Below are 17,682 nucleotides of genomic sequence, written 5' to 3' on the forward strand. Positions count from 1 at the left end.
CGATGGCGGCCCCGTACGCGTGCCCGATAGGGTCGCTGCACGGTGACGGCCTGTTGCCTGCGACGCGGACCTGCCAGGCCGGACCTCTTCGGATTTGAACGCGTCCACTCGGCTGGGTGCTGTGCGTGGCGTGGATGATGTGGCGGCGGGACGGAGGGTTCGAGTGACCGAGGGCGGCGGGGCGGCGGACTGGACAGCGCGATTTCCGGGGCTGTTTGCGCGTGGGTACGTCGACTATGCCAACGCCGATGTCGACTTCTTCGTCGGCGAGCCTCCGGACGAGTTGATCGCGCGGATCCACTGCATCGCCACCGATTCCGCCGGCCGCGTGATCGTGTGTCGCAGCGAGCAGGAGTGGCGATTCCTGCCCGGCGGCACCCGCGAACCCGACGAGCCGATCGCCGAGACCGTCGCCCGCGAACTGCTGGAGGAAGCCGGGGCAAAGGTGACCGGTGAACCGGTGATCTTCGCCGCGCAGGTCGCCACCAGCCGCAACGAGGGCCCGTACCGGCCGCACATGCCACATCCCTTGTCCTACTGGGCTTTCGCGCTCACCACCGCCGACCTCATCCACCCGCCGACCAACCCCGCCGACGGCGAACACGTGGTCGAGGTCCTCGCACTCCCCGTCGACGAAGCCGTCCGCTGGCTGGCCGTCCACGACCAAACCGCTGCCGACGTAGTCCGCCTGGCCGCCGCGATGGGCCTCCTGACATCGCCCAACGGTTCCTGAGCTAGGCAAGGGCGCTGAGCTAGGCAAGGGCCGAAACCCAGCCCGGGCAGGGAATCAAGCTCGCGCGGCCGGACCCGGACCTCGATCCCGCGCCAGCGTCCCGACCGTGCGGACCAGGTCCTCGAAGAAGGCATCGACGTCGGTGCGTTCCGCGATCAGCGCATTCGGCTCGCGACCCCAGAAGCCGTCCTCGTCGGCAACCACCTGCCCGCGAGTGAGCGTGCCGGTGAGTTCGACGTCGAGCACGGCAGGCCGGGTGTGCACGATCGACGGATCGATGGCGACCGCCGCCGCGAACGGATCGTGCACGTGAGCGAAGTAGCCGCCGTCGTGATCTTGATGAAACTCGAAGTAGAACCGCAGCGCATCCGTCAACCTCCTGACAATCGAATTGCTTGCTCCGGAACGGATCCCGCGGACGTCGTCAACGCCGGCGACCTCAACCGGCGCACTGCCCGCGACCTCCGCGAGCCGGGCCAGATGCTGCGGTGTCATCACGATCTGTTCGGTCAGATTGAGACCACACAGAATCGGCCGCGGCGCACCGTTCGTACCGAACGCGGTGAGCACCTCGTGAGCAGCCTCGGGATCGACCAGCACATTCCACTCGGCGACCGGCGTTGTGTTGCCCGGGTAGTTGACGCAGCCGCCCATGATCACCAACCGCTTCAGCCGCCGCGGCAGGTCGGGATCGCGTCGAATCGCCAACGCCAGATTGGTGCAAGGTCCGATCACCAGCCCGATCAGCTCGCCCGGACGTTCCCGGGTCAGCTCGATCCACGCATCGGCCGCGCCGCGTTCCGAAGCCGTTCGAGAATTCAGCGGCCGCTCCGCGTATCCGATGCCCTGCGGCCCGTGGGTGTCCTCGCAGGTCCGTAAGTCGATCGCCAGCGGCGCCTCCGCACCGCGGCACACCTCGACGTCGCCGCGGCCGCAGAGTTCCAGCCAGGCAAGGTTGTTGGCGACCACCTGATCCACCGGCACGTTGCCCGCCGTGGACAGCACCGCGGCCAACTCCACGCCGGGATGCCCGAGCAGATACAGCAGTGCCAGCGAATCGTCGATCCCGGTGTCACAGTCCAGCACGATCGGCACACTCACCCGCGCACCCTAGCCCCGCCGACCGGTAAGAATGTCGGACGGGATCGCCTCCACCCCACCAGATCGGGCCGTACAAGCCATCGCGTCCGACGTTTTTACCGCTCTCGGTCCGCGAGTAGCCGCGGCCGCACGACCACCCTCGCCGAGCCGCCCCCGCTCCCGGCGGTCAGAACGCAGGAGCAGATCGCCCCAACCCGGGCAAACAGGGCGTAGGAGCGAACTGCTCCTGCATTGTTACCGCTTCTGCACACGCGGGAAACCGCGACACGCGCCCGATTCCGCGACGCGCGCGTTGAGTTGGTGGAGCTAAGGGGACTCGAACCCCTAACCCCCTGCTTGCAAACGCCAATTGGGCTGTGGTCGGGCGCATTCTGACCACGGTCTGAGTCCGTGCGTGTCCGTGTTCGACGGTGCCGGCGGTCGCCTGTTGTCAGGCACTTTGTCAGGCAACGTGGGCGACCGCAGCCTTCTTAGCAGGTCGTCTCGTGGGTGTCCGAGTAGCGATTTCACGCTGCCGGCCAGCGGCACGAGCCGCCGAATTGGCCTGCATGGACGTCACCGGACGGTAGGTGGATGAGATCAAAACTGAGACCAGAACTCGATCTCTAGTCAGCCGGCCGGCCCACACCAGCCGCGTCCCCTCGTAGGCGCCAATCGTAGGTCGGAGCGGAGTGGGTCAAGGGTGGAGCGAAGCGGAATCCGAAGGACGCCGAAGGCGCCCTTGACGTGCGGAGTGGAGGCCGGAGACTGGTCCGGAGAGGGGACGCGGCGAACCACACTCAGATAGGAATGGCCTCAGGGTGAATCCTGGCGCGAATCTAGCCGCGAAGGTCCCGTAGGAGGTCCTTGCGTGGAAATTTGATCCAGTCTGGTTCGGTCACTGCGCCACCAGATGAAAATACACGCCAACCTTTGCCCACTAGGAAAACCAGGGTGACGACCAGAGCCCGCGCTGAATCACCCTTTCTTGCTCGCTCGATGTCGTCATCATGGATCAGCCGGACGTAGGCAATCCGTGGCGTCGGATACCACACATGCGCTGCCAGGCCGTAGGCGGCGTGTTCGTCGCGTAGGGCTACGAGCTCCTCGTTGGTTAAAGCCGACCATCCCGTCGCGGTCGGCGACAGAAGCGGCTTGAGGTCCTGGACGGTGGTCGCGCTTTCCAGCGCTGAATGGAACGCTGTGACGACTGCGATCGGGTTGAACGGGCTATCGAGCGGACCAATCTGTGCCTCGCCGGTCTCGCTGTCCGGAGAGATCGCCTGGTGTCCGCCGCCTTCTTGAAGCTTGCCGTCGTAGCCTCGAGTCCACGCAACGCCTCGAGAGTCCTCGAAGGAAATGCTAGCGATTGGGTCCGTGGGAACCTGGCCGACGCCAGTCGAATGGGCGGCGAATCCAGGGCTGACATCCCACGACCTGGCCTGCCTGGCAGGGAGGACGTGTATCGGAACTGGAATCGAGAGCGGACCCAGCTGTATCAGCGGCGATCCGTAGGCCAGCACTACGTTCAGATTGAATGCGGGCTCAGTGCTTTCGTTTGCGACGTGGGCAATTACCCGTCTGACGTAGTGAGTTCCGTCAGGCGATGGTTCGTATTGGGACTCTGCCCAGGCGGTCACCAGTGCAGCAATGCCTCGACGCTGCTCTGCGAGGCGTTGCCGGCGCTCGTCCTCCAGGGCCGATTCTGCCGCGCGTGCTCGGGCCACCTCGCGAATCGCGACGGCGACTGACACCAAGACAGCAAGCACGGTGCCGATCGCTGACAGCGCTTCCCACCAGTTGGCGCCGGGGTCCATCTGGTCTCCTTCGGTCTCTCGCATGACATGCTCGGAGTGACGCTATCGACGGCCTTACCCTCTCGGGCGGATTTAGGCAGATTGTCGAGAACACGTTGCGTCCCGTCGACTGCGAGGACCGGAGCGGAGCGGAGCGAGCAACCGGACCGCAGCGGCGCCGAGCGCAGCGAGGCGCTCTTGATGTCGGCGTACTACCTCACATGTTGCATGGGGTACGACCTGACGTGTCGGTCTCGGCATGGTGATCATGGCATGGTTTCTCCTCCGGTGGTGAGGTTGAAGCGGTCTTTGAGTCGGTAGGAGGGTCCGTTGATGTTGATGACGTCGCAGTGGTGTAGGAGTCGGTCGAGGATGGCGGTGGCTAGGACGTCGTCGCCCAGGACGCTGCCCCATTCGGTGAAGGCCTTGTTCGAGGTGATGATCATGGAGCCGCGTTCGTAGCGGCGGGAGACGAGTTGGAAGACCATGTTGGCTTCGGCCCGGTCCAGGGGGAGGTAGCCGACTTCGTCGACGATCAGGACCGCGGGTCGGAGGTAGGTGGCGAGTTGGCGGTTGAACCGGCCGGTGGTGTCGGCGGCGCGGAGTTTGCGGACCAGGTCGTCCAGGGTGGTGAAGTAGATGGAGAACCCGGCTTGGCAGGCGGCGACCGCGAGGGCGACGGCGATCATGGTTTTCCCGACGCCGGGTGGGCCGAGGAGGACCACATTGGATTTGGTGCGGGCGAACTCCAGGGTGGCCAGGTCGCGGACCTTGCGGACGTCGAGGTCGGGTTGGAAGGCGAAGTCGAAGTCGTCGAGGGTTTTGTGGTGGGGCAGGCCGGACAGGCGTAGGGCGTTGCGGAACCTGCGGCCCTCGCGCAGGCCGACTTCTTCTCCCAGGAGCAGGTCGATGAAGTCGAGGTAGCCCAGTTGGGCTTGCTCGGCGCGGTCGACCAGTGGGCCGATCGATTCGGTCAGGTGGGTCAGTCCGAGTTTGGTGGCGTGGTCACGGATCCGGTCGCTGGTCAGGCTGTTCACCGGGCCACCACCCCGGTGCGGGCCTGGGCAGCGGTGACCGGGATGATCCGGTCGTGGTCGGGGTCGGTGTGCCAGTTGTCGCGTGGGCTGGGGGTTGTGGCCTTGATCCGCTGGTGCAGGTGGAGTTGGTGGAAGCCGAGCATGTCGATCAGCCAGCCCGGGTCGGCCGGTGGGGTCTGGCCGGTGAGGTATCGGCGAAGTTCGGCATGGACGGCCGGGCCGGCGGTGCGGAGGAATTCCTCACACAGGCCGAGCAGCTCGGCCAACGTGGCGGCGGTGTACTGGCTCAGCTCCACCCCGGCAGCTGCTGGTGTCGGGCTCGGGTCCAGGCTGTGTCCGGGCAGACCCTGGATCGACGACACGGAGTTGGGTGGGCCGCAAACCTTACCGCTGCTGCTGTTCGTGCTGTTGATCATGTCGTTGTTGATCATGCTCTCGTCGTTGTTGATCTTGTTCCTGTTGTTGATCATGGTCAGCTCCTGGCGGTGTGGGATCCGGCGGCGGGGTTCGTCTGGGCGGCGGGGTTGGTCTGGGCGGCGGTCTGGTAGTCCGACAGCGGCCGGACAGCGACCGGCTGGCCGGCGGCGTGATGGCTGGCCAGCAGCGCGGTCAACGGACTTGGCTCGGCCGGACCGGTTCTGGAGCGTGGTGCCGGTGGAGGGTCGAGACAGATGGCCCGGGTGTGACCGTCGGGCAGCCCGGCCCAATGGGTCTCATCGACGATCCACGAGCCCCGTCGGCGGGCCCGTTGGTGGGTCGCCAGCCAGCCGCCACCATCAACGGCGAGCGCGCTGATGGTCACGGTGTCGGCGTTCACGGCCACCTCGACCTGCCCACCGGGCCGGACCCGGCTGGCGGGCACGGAGTAGAAGCTGGCCTCAAAGGAGACCAGGGCGTCCTTACCGACTCGACGCAGATACCGATCGCAAACCAGATATGGCCGGTCCGGCAACGGCAACAGGGCGGCCCGATCGCCGATCGCGCGAACGGCGATGACCTGACCGTGGGTGCGGTGGACCTGCCCACGTCGGATCGGTAGCCAGGCATCGAAGGCGCCGTCCAACTCCTGGATCGAGTCGAACCAGCGGCCGGCGACCACGTGTTCACGCACGATGTTGACCTGGCGTTCGACCCGGCCCTTACCGGTGGGTCGGTAGGCGGCCAGAACGTCGATGACGAACCCGTAATGATCGGCGAACGCGGCCGCTTCCGGGTGCACCGGCACCGCCAGCCCGGGCGCGACATGGCGTTTGACCACGGTCTTGGTCCGGTCATAGACGATCGCACCCGGCACCCCGCCGAAATGGGCGAACGCGCGCCGATGGCAGTCGAAGAACGTGGCCAAATCCATGCTGGTGGTGAAACAGCAGAACGGGTCCCGGGAATGGGACAAGGTCATGTGGAACGAATACACATGGCCGATCCCGACATGGGCCAGCAGATCACCCTCATCGCCCCAATCGACCTGGGCCTGCGCACCCGGCACGACCTCGAACCGGCGATGGAACCCGATCAACGGGTTCTCATCGGTCTGGGCCAGCTCGGCGGCGATCCGGGGCCGGGCCTCGGCCAGGAACATCTTCACCCGCTGATACGACCCGGTGAACCCGTGCTCGGCCACCAGCCGCTCATGGATCACCGTGCCCTTCAACCCGACATCGGCACGCAGCCAGGCCTCGACCACCCCGATGAACGGGGCGATCACCCTCGGCTGCGTCCCGGCCCGGGGCGGTGGTGTCGGTGGGACCGAGGCAGCGTCCTCGATCAGATACCTCTTCACCGTGCGCCAATCCACCCCGCACTCACGGGCGATCTCGGCAAAGCTCGCGCCGGCAACATGCAAGGCGCGGAAACGACGGACATTCATCCAGGACTCCGTATCCAGGATCATGGAGCAAGTCACCCTTCGGACTCGTCTACTTGGCAGTTGACGAACCGAAGGGTGACCCAACTCAAGGCGAGCAGGGACTCAACTCGCCGAGACCGACCTACACGTCAGGTCGTACGGAGAACGACATGTGAGGTCGTACGCGGACACTTGATACATCAGAGCCAGAATCGGCAGGGCACTAGACAACTAGACAAGCGATTCGTAAGGCGTCCCCATCCGGGCACTTGGTGCCGGGCGGGGTCTACGGACAACCGCGTCCCGAGTGTGTGCGGCTCGTCTGCCGTGGCCCCGGTGATGGAACCTCTTACGGTGCGCCCGTCGATTGGTCCGCCTTCCTTGGGGTGCTCGATGGTGAAGCTGCTTGATGGTCGGGGCTCGCTGGAGTGGGGGTGGTCAGGTGGTGTGGCGCATCGGCAATTCTGCCTATCTGCTCGGATTCGGGTTGGACTTGCGGCGTGCGGCCGTATTCTCTTGCCCCAGACTTCGTTATCATGTTGTTATCTGTTTGGGCTGTGCGTTTGCGATGGGACCCGTGAGAGTAGTGACCGTCTTCGTCAGGTAGACGAGCTAACTGATCTCAGATCTTCCCCGGTCTGCCGCTCCTCTCCTGATTCCCTTTTCTGTGGCCGTTGGCCAGTTTCGGGGTGTGTTGTGCGCTCTTCTCGCATCGTGGCGGGTTTGTCGGGCTTCGTGTTGTGTTCGGCTTTGTTGGTGGGCGGTCAGTTGCCGTCGGCGTTCGGATCGGCGTCGATCGGCGTGTTGGCCGGGGCGGGGGAGCGGCCGGGGGCGACCCGGTTGCAGTTCACTGCCGGTGACTCGGTCCGCGCTCAGGTCGATGTCGGTTCCGGGAATCTGTTGCTTACGGTGCGCGGACTCACGATGCGGGGTGTCAACGGCCAGCAGCCCTTGGGTGCGTTCTACAACTCCGCGGCGGTGATCGGCTCCGGCCCGTCGTCACGGCTGGGCAATGGGTGGGGCTTGGACTACACCCAAGACATCCAGCTCACCTCGAATGCGGACAATTCGGTCACCCTGCATGCCTCGGGTGGCCTGACTGGGGTGTTCGCGCTCGTGTCGGGTTCGACCACGAACTACCTTTCGCCGGAGGGTTTTGAGCAGTCGTTGGTGAAGAACCAGTACGGCTGGACGCTGACCGACCATCAGTCCCAGCAGCAATGGACGTTCGACACCGGCGGCAAACTGTCGAAGGTGACCGACCGCAACGGCAACACCACCACCGACACGGTGACCAGCGGGTCGGGAACCACGGCGACGTTGACGGTCACGCCGCCGGCCGGGCCGACCGCGGGCCGCCGGTTCACCGTGTCCACCAACAGCACCAGCGGGGTCACCACGATCAGCCAGGGCGTCTCGGCGTCGTTGCGGCAGGTGTCGTTCACCCAGACCAATCATCAGATGCGCAGCTTCACCGACGCGTTGGGCCGTACGACCACGTTCGGCTATAACAGTGCCGGGCTGGTGACGTCGATCAAGGCGCCAGGTGGGGTGGAGACCGACTTCTTGTACGACTACTCCTGGCGGGTCATGTCGGTGACCCAGGTCGAGAACGCCACCGGCGGACCGGGATCGTCGGTGACTCGGCTGGATTACCCGTCAGCGACGCAAACGTTGGTCGCCGGACCGGACACGCTGCAGTCGAATCCGGTGTCGGTGGCTGCCCACACCACCTACACGCTGAACAGTGACCAGCGCGTCACCCAGGCTATCGATGAGCTGGGCCGGGTCCGGTCGCGTACCTACACCCCGAATTTCGCCACCGCCACCGACACGGTCGGTTCCGGTGCGTCGGCGTCGACGACCACGAACACCTACGGCGCCAACAGCGGCGAATCTCTCACGAAGACCCAGACGCCGTCCGGGGCGAATTTCTCCCTGACCTATGCCAACACGTCGGGGCCGGCGCAGTACCTACCGACCGGGTCGAGTGATGATGCCGGCAACGCCAGCAGCTATGGCTACGACACTGCCGGGAACCCGTCCTCGACCACCGACGCGTTGACCAACCAGGCCGCCCTGACCTACAACACCGACGGCACGGTTGCGACCGCGACCGCACCCGGGAACGGGTCGATCAAGACGACCTACAGCTACAGCGCCAAACAGTTGGCCCAGGTCCAGTCTCCGGCCGGTGCGATCGGCGCCAAGTCCTACACCTACGACGATTACGGCCGGGTCAAGACCGCGACCGATGGCCGCGGCATCACCGCCACCTACAGCTATGACGATCTCGACCGGACCACCAAGATCGCCTACACCGGCGGCGATCAAGTGACCTACGGCTATGACGCCGGCGGTCGCAACAACAGCCGGGTCGACTCGACCGGGACGACGACCTACACCTACGATCAGCTGGGCCGGTTGACGTCGCGGCAGAACACCGCCGGCGGCGGGTTGATGCAGTACAGCTACGACAAGGCCTCCCAGCTGACCCAGACGATCACCCCAGCCGCGGGCACCATCACCTACGCCTATGACAAGTCCGGGGTGCCGACGTCGATCTTCTACCCCAAGAACGGCAACACCCAGACCCTGAACATCGCCACCGATGATCACGGCCGCCGGACCGATCTGTGGCTGCAAACCAGTGCAAACAACACCGTCTGGTCCGCCCACCAACACATGGACTACGACACCTCGGGCCGTCTGGTCCGGCTGATCGGTGAACGCGGACCGGGCAGCAGCGACAGCACGCCGGTGATCGACTACAGCTACTGCTACGTGGCCAACACCACCGCACCCAACTGCACCGCCAGTACCAGTAACGACCGCAGCAAGCTGCAATGGCGACGTAGCAACATCTCCGGCGTCGTCACCCACTACCACTACGACCCGGCCGGCCGACTCATCAAGGCCACCACCAGCGACGGTGACAGCTACGACTACGGCTACAACAGCCGCGGCGACCGCACCAGCGCCGACTCCCAAACCCTGACCTTCAACGCCGCTGATCAGATCACCAGCAGCGGATACGGCTATGACGCCAACGGCAACCTGACCGCCGACCCCAGCGTCAACGCCACCCAGGTCACCTACACCGCCGCGAACCAGCTCGCCTCGGCGACCGTGGCCGGCACCACCTACACCTACACCCACGCCGGCCCCAGCAACAACGAAATGCTGTCCCAGACCGCGCCCAACGGCACCGGCACCGTCCAGTACGCCTACGCCTACGGCCGGCCCGACGCCAACGGACAACCCGTGGTCGAATCGCTGACCCGCGGCACCGGTTCCTCGGCCGAAACCGCGGCGGTCACCAGCGACCCCGTCACCGGCCGGCCGCTCTTCCTGAAAACCAGCACCGGCACCGTGTCGCTGTACATCAACGCCGACAAAGGAAGCCCCCTCGGCCTCTTGACCGACTTCAACTCCACCGCCTTCACCTACAAATACGACCCCTTCGGCGCCCCGATCCTGGACCAAAACTCCGGCGGCACCGGCGTCCCACAAAACCCCTACACCTTCGCCGGCGGCATCCAAGACCGCGCCACCGGCTGGATCCACTACGGCAACCGCTACTACAACCCCAAAACCGGCACCTTCACCCAACAAGACACCCTCGACACCCCACTCAACCCCGCCAACGCCAACCGCTACGCCTACGCCGGCAACGACCCCATCAACAACACCGACCCCACCGGCCAGCTTCCGTACGCCTGCCCCGTTGCAACGGCTGGACTGATCATCGGGGCAGCCTTTGTCGTGACGGCTGACATTGCCAGCCTGGGAGCTGCTTCTGCGGCGGTGGTGGGCTACGGCATCGCAGCCTATGGATTCATCGACAGCTGTTACTGAACGAGGCGACGCCGTGACCCGAAAGCTAAAAATCGGAATGTGGACTGTTGCATTCTGCGTCCTTTTGAGCCAGATCCTGCTGGTAGCAGAGCAAGGAGGAGTACGAACCACCAACGTGGTTCTCGTCTGTGTGGTCGCCGCCTTCGCTATTGCCATCGCTCTTATGCCTGCGCGGCCGCGCAACGATAAGTAGGACGGCCCGAGTGCTGATCGTGCTTTACAGCATTGAAGGTCTGAGGCGCCCGGACAGGGTTCCACCGCGTGCTCACCGGGCACCACTCTCGGCCGGACGAGCGCCCGGCCATCGATCGTCCTACGACACCTTCGACGGTCTCGATGACCCTCCGACCGGAGTTCGTCTCAGGAATGAGTGCAACCGTTGCTACGGCTGAAAGTCGTTGGATGTGAGGTAGTCCTCGACGGCGGGGGCAAAGCCGTACGGGACGTACTTGGCTACCTCTGGCGGCGTCACCCAGGCGACGGCGGCGAGTTCGTCGTCGTCGTTGACGTGGGCTTCGCCGGAGTCGATGTCGCAGGCGACGTAGGCCATCCGGCGGCCGGTGTTGGGGTGGACTCGTTCGCCGAGGTGTTTGGTTGCGTGAACGGTGAGGCCGACCTCTTCGCTCGTTTCGCGTACGGCTGCTTCCTCCGCTGTTTCGCCTGGTTCGACTTCGCCGGCTGGGAATTGCCAGGAGAGGCTGCCTTCTCGGACTTTGCGTTGCGCCAGGAGCAGCTTGCCGTCTTGCAGGATGATCGCTGCGGAGATGGCGGGTCGATCCTCGGGTGCGGTGGTCACGAGGCCTCCTTGATGGCGTCGAGTACGGGTGGATAGATGCGGTCGGACGGGATGAATTTCGTCAGGTCGTCTGTCGGGACCCAGCGGACGTTGATGTTCTCGAAGGGGTCGCGGTTCTCGGGTTCGCCGGCGAGGTATTCGCACAGCAGGTAGACGCAGTAGACGCCGGTGATCGGGTGGGTGCGGCTGCCTATCTGTCCTCGGACGGCGCAGTCGATGCCGGTTTCGGCGAGGGTTTCGCGTACGGCGACAGCTTCGGGTGAGGACTGGGGTTTGACGACTCCGGCGGGGAATTGCCAGGACGCCGATTCGGGGGTCCGGGGTCGCACGAGCAGGATGTCGGGTTGCTTGACGACGACGGCCAGGGCCGCGCTGAGTGCGACGGCGGGTGTGACGTCGGAATCGCTTGCGTAGAAGCGTTCCCGCTGTTCGGGTGTCGCGTTTTCGAGTGCGTGATCGAGCACTTGCTGGATCGCCGGCCGCGGTGTGACATCAGGGTGAGATTTCCCCGAAATCGTGAAGGGTTTCGGTTTAGGCCGCTGCCGGTTGGTCAGCGGTGATCATCTCGTATTGGTCGGGTGGCAGCAAGGCCGCGCCGCTGTGCCGTCGTTGGACGTTGTAGAACTGGTGGCACCAGGCCAGGACGACAGCCCTGGCTTGGGCTTTGGTTTCGAAGTGGTGGCGGGACAGGACTTCGTGTTCGAGGGTGGAGAAGAACGACTCCGCTGCCGCGTTGTCGAAACAGGATCCGACCCGTCCCATCGACTGTCGGATCCCGAGTTTCTTCTTACACAGCAGGGAAAAGTCCTTCGCTGTATACGTTGATCCACGGTCGGAGTGGAAGATCACACCCTCGATGTGGTCCCGGCCACCGCGGACCGCCGCGGCGATCTTGATCGCATCACAGACCAATGGCGCGTCGGGGTGATCGCTGATCGGGCAGGCCAGCAGCTTGCGCGAGAACAAGTCGATCACCGTGGCCATGTAGAGCTTGCCCTCATCGGTCGGAATCTCAGTGATATCGCCACACCATTTGCAGTTCGGCGCCCGGGCGGAGAAGTCCCGCTGCACCAGGTCCGGGAACTTGGCCGCCTTGCGGTCCTGCTTGGTCAATCCCTTACGGTGTTTGCGTTTTCTGCCCTGCAGGCCTTGGCGGGTCATCGAGTCGGCGACCGTGTTGTGGCCCACCCTCCAGCCGGCATCGACCAGATCCCGGTGGATCCGCGGTGAGCCGTAGGTACGACCGGACGCCTCAAACATGGCCAGCACCGCAGCATCCAGCTCGCGGCGCCGCTGCTGTCGGTCGGTGACCGGGGACTTGATCCACTTGTAGAACCAGCCCACACTCAGGCCGAGGATGGCGCAGCAGACCGCGATCGGGACGCGGTAGAAGGTCCTCTGGTCGGCGATGAAGCGTGCCACGCTCACCTCATCGCCTCCTTCACCCACAGGACCACGGAACGCTTGAGAACATCACGCTCCATCCGCAGCTCGGCGTTCTCAGAGCGCAGCCGCTTCAACTCGTCAAGATCATCTTTGGACAGGCTATTGACGCCTTCACGCTGTTCACGGTCCCGGGCCACCCAGTTGCCCAGGGTGCCCTCGTTGACCCCCAGGTCACGGGCGACCTGCGCGATCGACTTGTTGGACTCGTGCACCAGCCGCACAGCGCCCTCGCGGAACTCCGCGTCGAACTTCCGTCGCTTCTCTGGCATGACAACTCCTCATAGTGCATGCCTTCACGAAAGTGGGGGATTTCCAGGGTCGTGATGCCAGCGGGCGACGGTGCGTGGTGCGACGTCGAGGTGTTGGGCGAAGTCTTCGATTGAGTGCCTGAGGGCGCCTTGCAGTTGAGTCGCGGTGCGGCCGCTCCATTGCTGCATGCCGGTCCTATCGGGGTCTGATGATCTTTCGCTGACTACAGACTGTCGGGGACATGTCACGGCTGGTGCATGGCTGAGTCATGGCTCTGCCGGCTCGTCGCGACTTGCCTTGGAAACATGATTTTCGAGGTCAATCGTTCGGCCCTCAAGGTTGTCGAGTCGCTCGCGGATTGCGCGGAGCTGGTCGGCCAGCGATTCCTCTTGCTGGCCGGGGATGGCGAGGACGCGCGATCGTGTCCCGCGTCCGGTCGAGACGATGCCGTTCTCGCGCAGTGTGCGGAGGGCCTGCTTGATCGTCATGTGCGAGACCTGGAACTCCTCGGCCAGGTTCGTGACCGTCGGCAATTCGTCGCCGACCTTGAACTGCCCGCTTCGAATCTGCGTGCTGATCGTCGCGACCACGTGACCGTATCGGGTCGGGTTCGCAGACGTCATGACAGAAACCTTAGCTAAAAGGCTAGACAAGTTCATCCTGTTCGTGATAGGCAAAAGTAAGCTAGCTCAATCTACTTGAAGGAGCAGTTATGTCGAACCAAGCGATCAGTCAGGGAACCGCACTGCCCGTTGCCACGCACTCCGATGCGTGGCCGGTCGAGGTGATCGGACTGGGTGAGTCCCCGCGGGAGCGCAAGGACAAGGCCACGCCGGCCGGCGAGGTCACGTATTCGTCGGGCTGCATTCTGCGGCGCCGGCAGAAGGACGGCTCGGTGCGGGTGGACAAGTCCGCGTCAATCAACGTGATCAATCCGGCGGCGACCTATGAACTCGGAGTCGTGTATCTGGCTCGCGGCAGGGTCTATGTGATGCCGTACGAGTCGAACGGCCGGATGGCACTGTCGATCACGGTCGAGGGTCTGTTCCCGGCCGAGCAGGCATCGGCGCCGGCACGGCCGTCCAAGACTGAGGCGGCCTGATCGTCATGGGCGAGAACGTGAGTGTGACGGTCGCCGGCCTGCGGGCCTGGGCTCGTGGTTCCTACGCCGAGGAAGCGGCGGTGGAGTTGCTGGCTCGGTCGTTTGGTGGCCGGTTCGCCTCGACTGGTTGGCCGTGGGTGCAGCAGTGTGACCGGGCGGGCTGGTTCTGGCTGAACCCGGACGCGATCTGGACCGGCTCGGGTGCCCTGTCCGGTGGTGAGCGGCGACTGTTGAACGTGGTCGCTGCCCTTGTCGGTGGGCAACCACTCACCGATCTGGGCGGCATCCTGGCCGGCCTGGACAGGCAGAACCTGGCGCTGGTGCTGGCGGCGTTCGCCCATGCCGGCGGCTCCCATGAGCACGCACTGTTGATCATGACCGCCGACGGCCAACCGTCCTTTGATCGGCCAGGCGCGTTGATCGGCTGGCCGACCGTAGTCGAGGCGGTGTGAGCGATGTTGTCCGCTGTCGCCGTCGCCGTCCTGCTCGGTCTGTTGATCGTGTTCATGATCAAGTCCAAGATCCAACGGATCCCCGGCGCCGTCGTCTGTGTCCTGTTTGGTCTGGTGATCGGCGTGACGCCGGTCGGTGACCCGGTACAGGACGCGTTGCACGCCTCCGGTGCCTGGCTGTGGGAACAGGTGACCCAGCTATGAGCCCGACACCCTTCACCCGCGGACAAGCCACCGACACCACCCCGGTCCGCGTCCACACCAGCTCGCTACGGGTCGGCCTGGTGTTCGTCGTCGCGGTCTGGCTGATCCGCCGGCTCGCCGGCCTGGTGATGATCATCGTCCGGACTCCGCTCCTGTTGGCGGCCGCGCTGGTGATCATCGGGCTGGCCGTGCTGTGGTCGAGGTTCGGCACCTGGCCGGCGGTTGTGGCTGCGGTGCTGCTGGTCGTCGGCTTGGTCGTCTGGCGGCTGCGGTGGCCAGCGTGGTTCACCCGAACCGTCGGGAACCGGGCCCGCAGCCTGGGCCGTTGGTTCTGGATCTATCGGCGCAGCTGGCAGCCGGCGATGATCACGGCGAACCTGGCCCAGCATCGCGACGGCACCGAGTACCTGCCGCAGCTGCTCGACGTCACCTCAACCCGGTGGGTGGATCGGGTCCGGGTCCGGCTGCTACCGGGTCAGACCCTCGATGATTGGGCCGAGATCGCGCATCGGTTGGCGCAAAGCTTCGCCGTCGATGCCTGCCGGGTCCACTCCACCGACCATGTCCAGGTCATCGAAGTCTGGGCGCTGCATCGTGACCCGCTCACCGACACGGTTGCCCCCACAGATCCGGCGGATCTCGACCTGGACCGGCTCGAGCTTGGCCGGGCGGAGAGCGGTGATCGGTTCCGGCTCGGGCTGCTCGGTCATCACGTCCTGGTGGTGGGGGCGACCGGCTCGGGCAAAGGGTCGGTGATCTGGTCCATGATCGGCCAACTCGCGCCCGGCTTGGTCGATGGGTCGGTGCGGTTGTGGGTGATCGATCCCAAAGGCGGGATGGAACTCGCCCCCGGCGAAGCCGTCTTCGACCGCTTCGCCCACGGCACCACCGCGACCGATGCCGGTGAGGTTGGGCTATGGGAGGGATCCTTCGCCGGCCTGCTGGACGATGCGGTGGAGGTGATGCGGGACCGGCAGGACCGGCTCCGCGGCGTCACTCGGTTGCATCAGCCGACACCGGGTGATCCGTTGATTGTGATCATCATCGACGAACTCGCCTCGCTGACCGCCTACGTCAGCGACCGGAGCATGCGGAAACGGATCGATGCGTCGCTGTCGCTGCTGCTGTCCCAAGGACGCGCGGTCGGCGTCTCGGTGGTGGCCGCGGTGCAGGATCCGCGCAAGGACACGATTCCGGTGCGGGATCTGTTCCCGACCCGGATTTGTCTGCGGGTGACCGAACCTGAACACGTCACCCTCGCCCTGGGCGCCGGCACTCGCGCCAAAGGGGCGCAGGCTGAGCGGATCCGGCACGACCTGCCCGGCGTCGGGTTCGTCCAGGTCGACGGCATCCCCGAACCGACACGGGTCCGGTTCGCTCACATCACCGATCCCGACATCGCCGCGATGGTCACCAAGATCACGACTGCGGCTGACCATGACCAACAACTCCATGCGGTCGGCGGGGCAGTCGCATGACCTTGTCGCCGCTGACCGACATCACCAACGACATGGTCTATGACATGGCGATCGTCGCCAAAGTCTGCGTCCGGCCGTTGCTGCGCCGAGTCCTCGACCGCACCACCGGCATCGAGGAAGTCGTCCCGATCCCGTGCGGCTCGACCCGCGAGACAGTCTGCCCATCGTGTGCACACAAGGCTCGTGTGCTGCGGATGCAGCAATGCGCCGAAGGATGGCACCGCAACACCGAACCCGAACAACCACCGACAGCCAACCAAGATCAACACGACGCCGATCAAGATCAACACGAAGATGATCAAGATCAACAGGACGAAGATCAAGAGTCGGATCGTCGGGTGCGGTCAACACGTCGCCGGCCGGATGTTGTTGATCTTCCGCGCGTGAAGGCCGATGACCGGACGATCGGGCGGACGTTCACCAGTCGGGAAGGGCAGGAATACCGGCCGTCGATGTTCCTCACCCTCACCCTGCCCTCCTACGGATCGATCACCGACGGCGTACCCACCCAGCCGGCAAGCTACGACTATCGGCGGGCGGCGATGGATGCGTTGCTGTTCCCGAAGCTGGTTGACCGGTTCTGGCAGAACCTGCGGCGCTGTGCCGGCTACAAGGTGCAGTACTTCGCCGCCGTCGAACCCCAGCAACGGATCGCGCCACACCTGCACGCGGCGATCCGCGGTGCCATCCCCCGCGAGTTGCTGCGCCAGGTCATCCGGGCCACCTACCTTCAGGTGTGGTGGCCGGCCTGCGACCGACCCGTCTACGTCCACCGAACACCTGTCTGGAATGGAAGCGACTACCTCGACCCCGACACCGGCCAACCCCTGCCCAGCTGGGATCAAGCCGTCGACGCCCTGGCCGACGACCCCGACGCCACACCGGCACACGTGATGCGCTTCGGAACCCAGGCCGACATACGCGGCATCATCGCCCCGTCCGAGGAAGCCGACCGGGCCATCCGCTACCTGACCAAATACCTCACCAAAGCCATCGCCGAACCCATCACCGACACCACCTCAGCTCGGCGGGAAGCGCACATCGGCAGGCTTCATGATCAACTGCGCTGGCTTCCCTGTTCCGAACGTTGCTCGAACTGGCTGCGCTACGGCGTCCAACCGCAGAACGCGACCGCCGGCATGCAAGCCGGCCACTGCCCGAGCAAGGCTCACGATCGCGAACACCTCGGCGTCGGCGGCCGCCGCGTTCTCGTTTCCCGGCAGTGGTCGGGAAAGACCCTGGCCGAACACAAAGCCGACCGGGCGACCGTGGTCCGCGAGACGCTGCATGCGGCCGGGATCGTGCCGCCCGAGGTCGAGCGACTGTCGGCTGAGGTGAAGGCGCCCGATGGGTTGCCGCGTTACGTGTGGACCGACACCCGACCCGGCAACGCGGGCGAGTATCGCAAGATCATCTTCGCCGCGATCCAACAGCGCCGCACGTGGCAACAGCAATACGACGCCGCCAAAGCCGCTACGGAGCCTGTGGAAAACCATTCGGCAACCGAGCAGGAGGGCGGTCCTGCTCCGTAGGGCTCGGGTCTCCTGCAAACACCGATGGCTCGTGTTCACGATGCCGTCGCCACACCTGAGGAAGGGATGTTGA

At 65.0% G+C, this 17,682-nt stretch carries 17 protein-coding genes; 7 read left to right on the plus strand and 10 right to left on the minus strand.

What is annotated here, in order from left to right:
* Nucleotides 1-163: 163 nt before the first annotated feature.
* The gene (locus FOE78_RS01625) at nucleotides 164-733 is read left to right on the plus strand and encodes an NUDIX hydrolase (protein ID WP_168207321.1); all 570 of its coding nucleotides are present in this window, start codon (nucleotides 164-166) and stop codon (nucleotides 731-733) included.
* 54 nt (nucleotides 734-787) lie between these two features.
* Here FOE78_RS01625 and FOE78_RS01630 read toward each other — a convergent pair whose 3' ends face one another.
* The 5 genes from FOE78_RS01630 to istA all read right to left on the minus strand — a co-directional run bounded on the left by FOE78_RS01630 (nucleotide 788) and on the right by istA (nucleotide 6,537).
* Nucleotides 788-1,834, minus strand: coding sequence for a nucleoside hydrolase (locus tag FOE78_RS01630; protein WP_143984777.1), 1,047 nt, complete (start codon nucleotides 1,832-1,834; stop codon nucleotides 788-790).
* Between the two features lie 818 nt (nucleotides 1,835-2,652).
* Nucleotides 2,653-3,630: a hypothetical protein gene (locus FOE78_RS01635; RefSeq protein ID WP_143984778.1), complete on the minus strand. Its 978-nt coding sequence runs from the start codon at nucleotides 3,628-3,630 to the stop codon at nucleotides 2,653-2,655.
* A gap of 245 nt (nucleotides 3,631-3,875) precedes the next feature.
* Nucleotides 3,876-4,646, minus strand: a complete 771-nt coding sequence (gene istB, locus FOE78_RS01640) for an IS21-like element helper ATPase IstB (protein WP_143984779.1) — start codon at nucleotides 4,644-4,646, stop codon at nucleotides 3,876-3,878.
* Nucleotides 4,643-5,116 (minus strand): hypothetical protein, encoded by a 474-nt coding sequence (locus FOE78_RS01645; RefSeq protein WP_143984780.1) that lies wholly within the window; start codon nucleotides 5,114-5,116, stop codon nucleotides 4,643-4,645. Before FOE78_RS01645 ends, istB begins: the two co-directional genes overlap by 4 nt.
* Nucleotides 5,117-5,118: 2 nt before the next feature.
* Nucleotides 5,119-6,537 carry an IS21 family transposase gene (istA, locus tag FOE78_RS01650; protein ID WP_210414671.1) on the minus strand — a complete coding sequence of 473 codons (1,419 nt, stop codon included), beginning with the start codon at nucleotides 6,535-6,537 and terminating at the stop codon, nucleotides 5,119-5,121.
* Between the two features lie 348 nt (nucleotides 6,538-6,885).
* Here istA and FOE78_RS01655 point away from each other — a divergent pair, with 348 nt between their 5' ends.
* Nucleotides 6,886-10,350 (plus strand): RHS repeat-associated core domain-containing protein, encoded by a 3,465-nt coding sequence (locus FOE78_RS01655; protein WP_168207322.1) that lies wholly within the window; start codon nucleotides 6,886-6,888, stop codon nucleotides 10,348-10,350.
* 382 nt (nucleotides 10,351-10,732) lie between these two features.
* Here the strand turns inward: FOE78_RS01655 and FOE78_RS01660 are convergent, their stop codons facing one another.
* The 5 genes from FOE78_RS01660 to FOE78_RS01680 form a co-directional block, all read right to left on the minus strand.
* Entirely contained in the window at nucleotides 10,733-11,146 is a 414-nt protein-coding gene (locus tag FOE78_RS01660; RefSeq protein ID WP_143984782.1) for an NUDIX hydrolase, read from the minus strand.
* Nucleotides 11,143-11,610, minus strand: a complete 468-nt coding sequence (locus FOE78_RS01665; protein ID WP_168207323.1) for an NUDIX hydrolase — start codon at nucleotides 11,608-11,610, stop codon at nucleotides 11,143-11,145. The genes FOE78_RS01660 and FOE78_RS01665 overlap by 4 nt, the downstream gene beginning before the upstream one ends.
* Before the next feature lie 67 nt (nucleotides 11,611-11,677).
* The gene (locus FOE78_RS01670; RefSeq protein ID WP_143984784.1) at nucleotides 11,678-12,574 is read right to left on the minus strand and encodes an IS3 family transposase; all 897 of its coding nucleotides are present in this window, start codon (nucleotides 12,572-12,574) and stop codon (nucleotides 11,678-11,680) included.
* Nucleotides 12,571-12,861: a transposase gene (locus FOE78_RS01675; RefSeq protein ID WP_143984785.1), complete on the minus strand. Its 291-nt coding sequence runs from the start codon at nucleotides 12,859-12,861 to the stop codon at nucleotides 12,571-12,573. Before FOE78_RS01675 ends, FOE78_RS01670 begins: the two co-directional genes overlap by 4 nt.
* A gap of 246 nt (nucleotides 12,862-13,107) precedes the next feature.
* Nucleotides 13,108-13,464, minus strand: coding sequence for a winged helix-turn-helix domain-containing protein (locus tag FOE78_RS01680; RefSeq protein ID WP_168207324.1), 357 nt, complete (start codon nucleotides 13,462-13,464; stop codon nucleotides 13,108-13,110).
* Nucleotides 13,465-13,553: 89 nt separating this feature from the next.
* On the opposite strand from FOE78_RS01680, the gene FOE78_RS01685 reads away from it, so the two are divergent.
* Genes FOE78_RS01685 through FOE78_RS01705 form a run of 5 tightly spaced genes read left to right on the plus strand, consistent with a single transcriptional unit; the run spans nucleotide 13,554 to nucleotide 17,609 of the window.
* Nucleotides 13,554-13,943: a hypothetical protein gene (locus FOE78_RS01685; protein WP_143984787.1), complete on the plus strand. Its 390-nt coding sequence runs from the start codon at nucleotides 13,554-13,556 to the stop codon at nucleotides 13,941-13,943.
* 17 nt (nucleotides 13,944-13,960) lie between these two features.
* Nucleotides 13,961-14,395, plus strand: a complete 435-nt coding sequence (locus tag FOE78_RS01690; RefSeq protein ID WP_143984788.1) for a hypothetical protein — start codon at nucleotides 13,961-13,963, stop codon at nucleotides 14,393-14,395.
* Between the two features lie 3 nt (nucleotides 14,396-14,398).
* On the plus strand, nucleotides 14,399-14,599 hold the full coding sequence (locus FOE78_RS01695; protein WP_143984789.1) for a hypothetical protein: 201 nt from the start codon (nucleotides 14,399-14,401) through the stop codon (nucleotides 14,597-14,599).
* Nucleotides 14,596-16,077 carry an FtsK/SpoIIIE domain-containing protein gene (locus FOE78_RS01700; protein ID WP_143984790.1) on the plus strand — a complete coding sequence of 494 codons (1,482 nt, stop codon included), beginning with the start codon at nucleotides 14,596-14,598 and terminating at the stop codon, nucleotides 16,075-16,077. Before FOE78_RS01695 ends, FOE78_RS01700 begins: the two co-directional genes overlap by 4 nt.
* Complete coding sequence (locus FOE78_RS01705; RefSeq protein WP_143984791.1) at nucleotides 16,074-17,609, plus strand: replication initiator; 1,536 nt, start codon at nucleotides 16,074-16,076, stop codon at nucleotides 17,607-17,609. The genes FOE78_RS01700 and FOE78_RS01705 overlap by 4 nt, the downstream gene beginning before the upstream one ends.
* Nucleotides 17,610-17,682 lie beyond the last annotated feature (73 nt).

The sequence above is a fragment of the Microlunatus elymi genome (genome assembly GCF_007362775.1).
GTDB classification, from domain to species: Bacteria; Actinomycetota; Actinomycetes; order Propionibacteriales; family Propionibacteriaceae; genus Microlunatus; species Microlunatus elymi.

Bases quoted from the DNA above. Each gene is read 5' to 3' on its own strand.
- FOE78_RS01635 (WP_143984778.1), bottom strand. From the start codon at position 3,630: ATGGACCCCGGCGCCAACTGGTGGGAAGCGCTGTCAGCGATCGGCACC.
- FOE78_RS01645 (WP_143984780.1), bottom strand. From the start codon at position 5,116: ATGATCAACAACAGGAACAAGATCAACAACGACGAGAGCATGATCAAC.
- istA (WP_210414671.1), bottom strand. From the start codon at position 6,537: ATGATCCTGGATACGGAGTCCTGGATGAATGTCCGTCGTTTCCGCGCC.
- FOE78_RS01655 (WP_168207322.1), top strand. From the start codon at position 6,886: ATGGTGAAGCTGCTTGATGGTCGGGGCTCGCTGGAGTGGGGGTGGTCA.
- FOE78_RS01675 (WP_143984785.1), bottom strand. From the start codon at position 12,861: ATGCCAGAGAAGCGACGGAAGTTCGACGCGGAGTTCCGCGAGGGCGCT.
- FOE78_RS01680 (WP_168207324.1), bottom strand. From the start codon at position 13,464: ATGACGTCTGCGAACCCGACCCGATACGGTCACGTGGTCGCGACGATC.
- FOE78_RS01685 (WP_143984787.1), top strand. From the start codon at position 13,554: ATGTCGAACCAAGCGATCAGTCAGGGAACCGCACTGCCCGTTGCCACG.
- FOE78_RS01695 (WP_143984789.1), top strand. From the start codon at position 14,399: ATGTTGTCCGCTGTCGCCGTCGCCGTCCTGCTCGGTCTGTTGATCGTG.
- FOE78_RS01700 (WP_143984790.1), top strand. From the start codon at position 14,596: ATGAGCCCGACACCCTTCACCCGCGGACAAGCCACCGACACCACCCCG.
- FOE78_RS01705 (WP_143984791.1), top strand. From the start codon at position 16,074: ATGACCTTGTCGCCGCTGACCGACATCACCAACGACATGGTCTATGAC.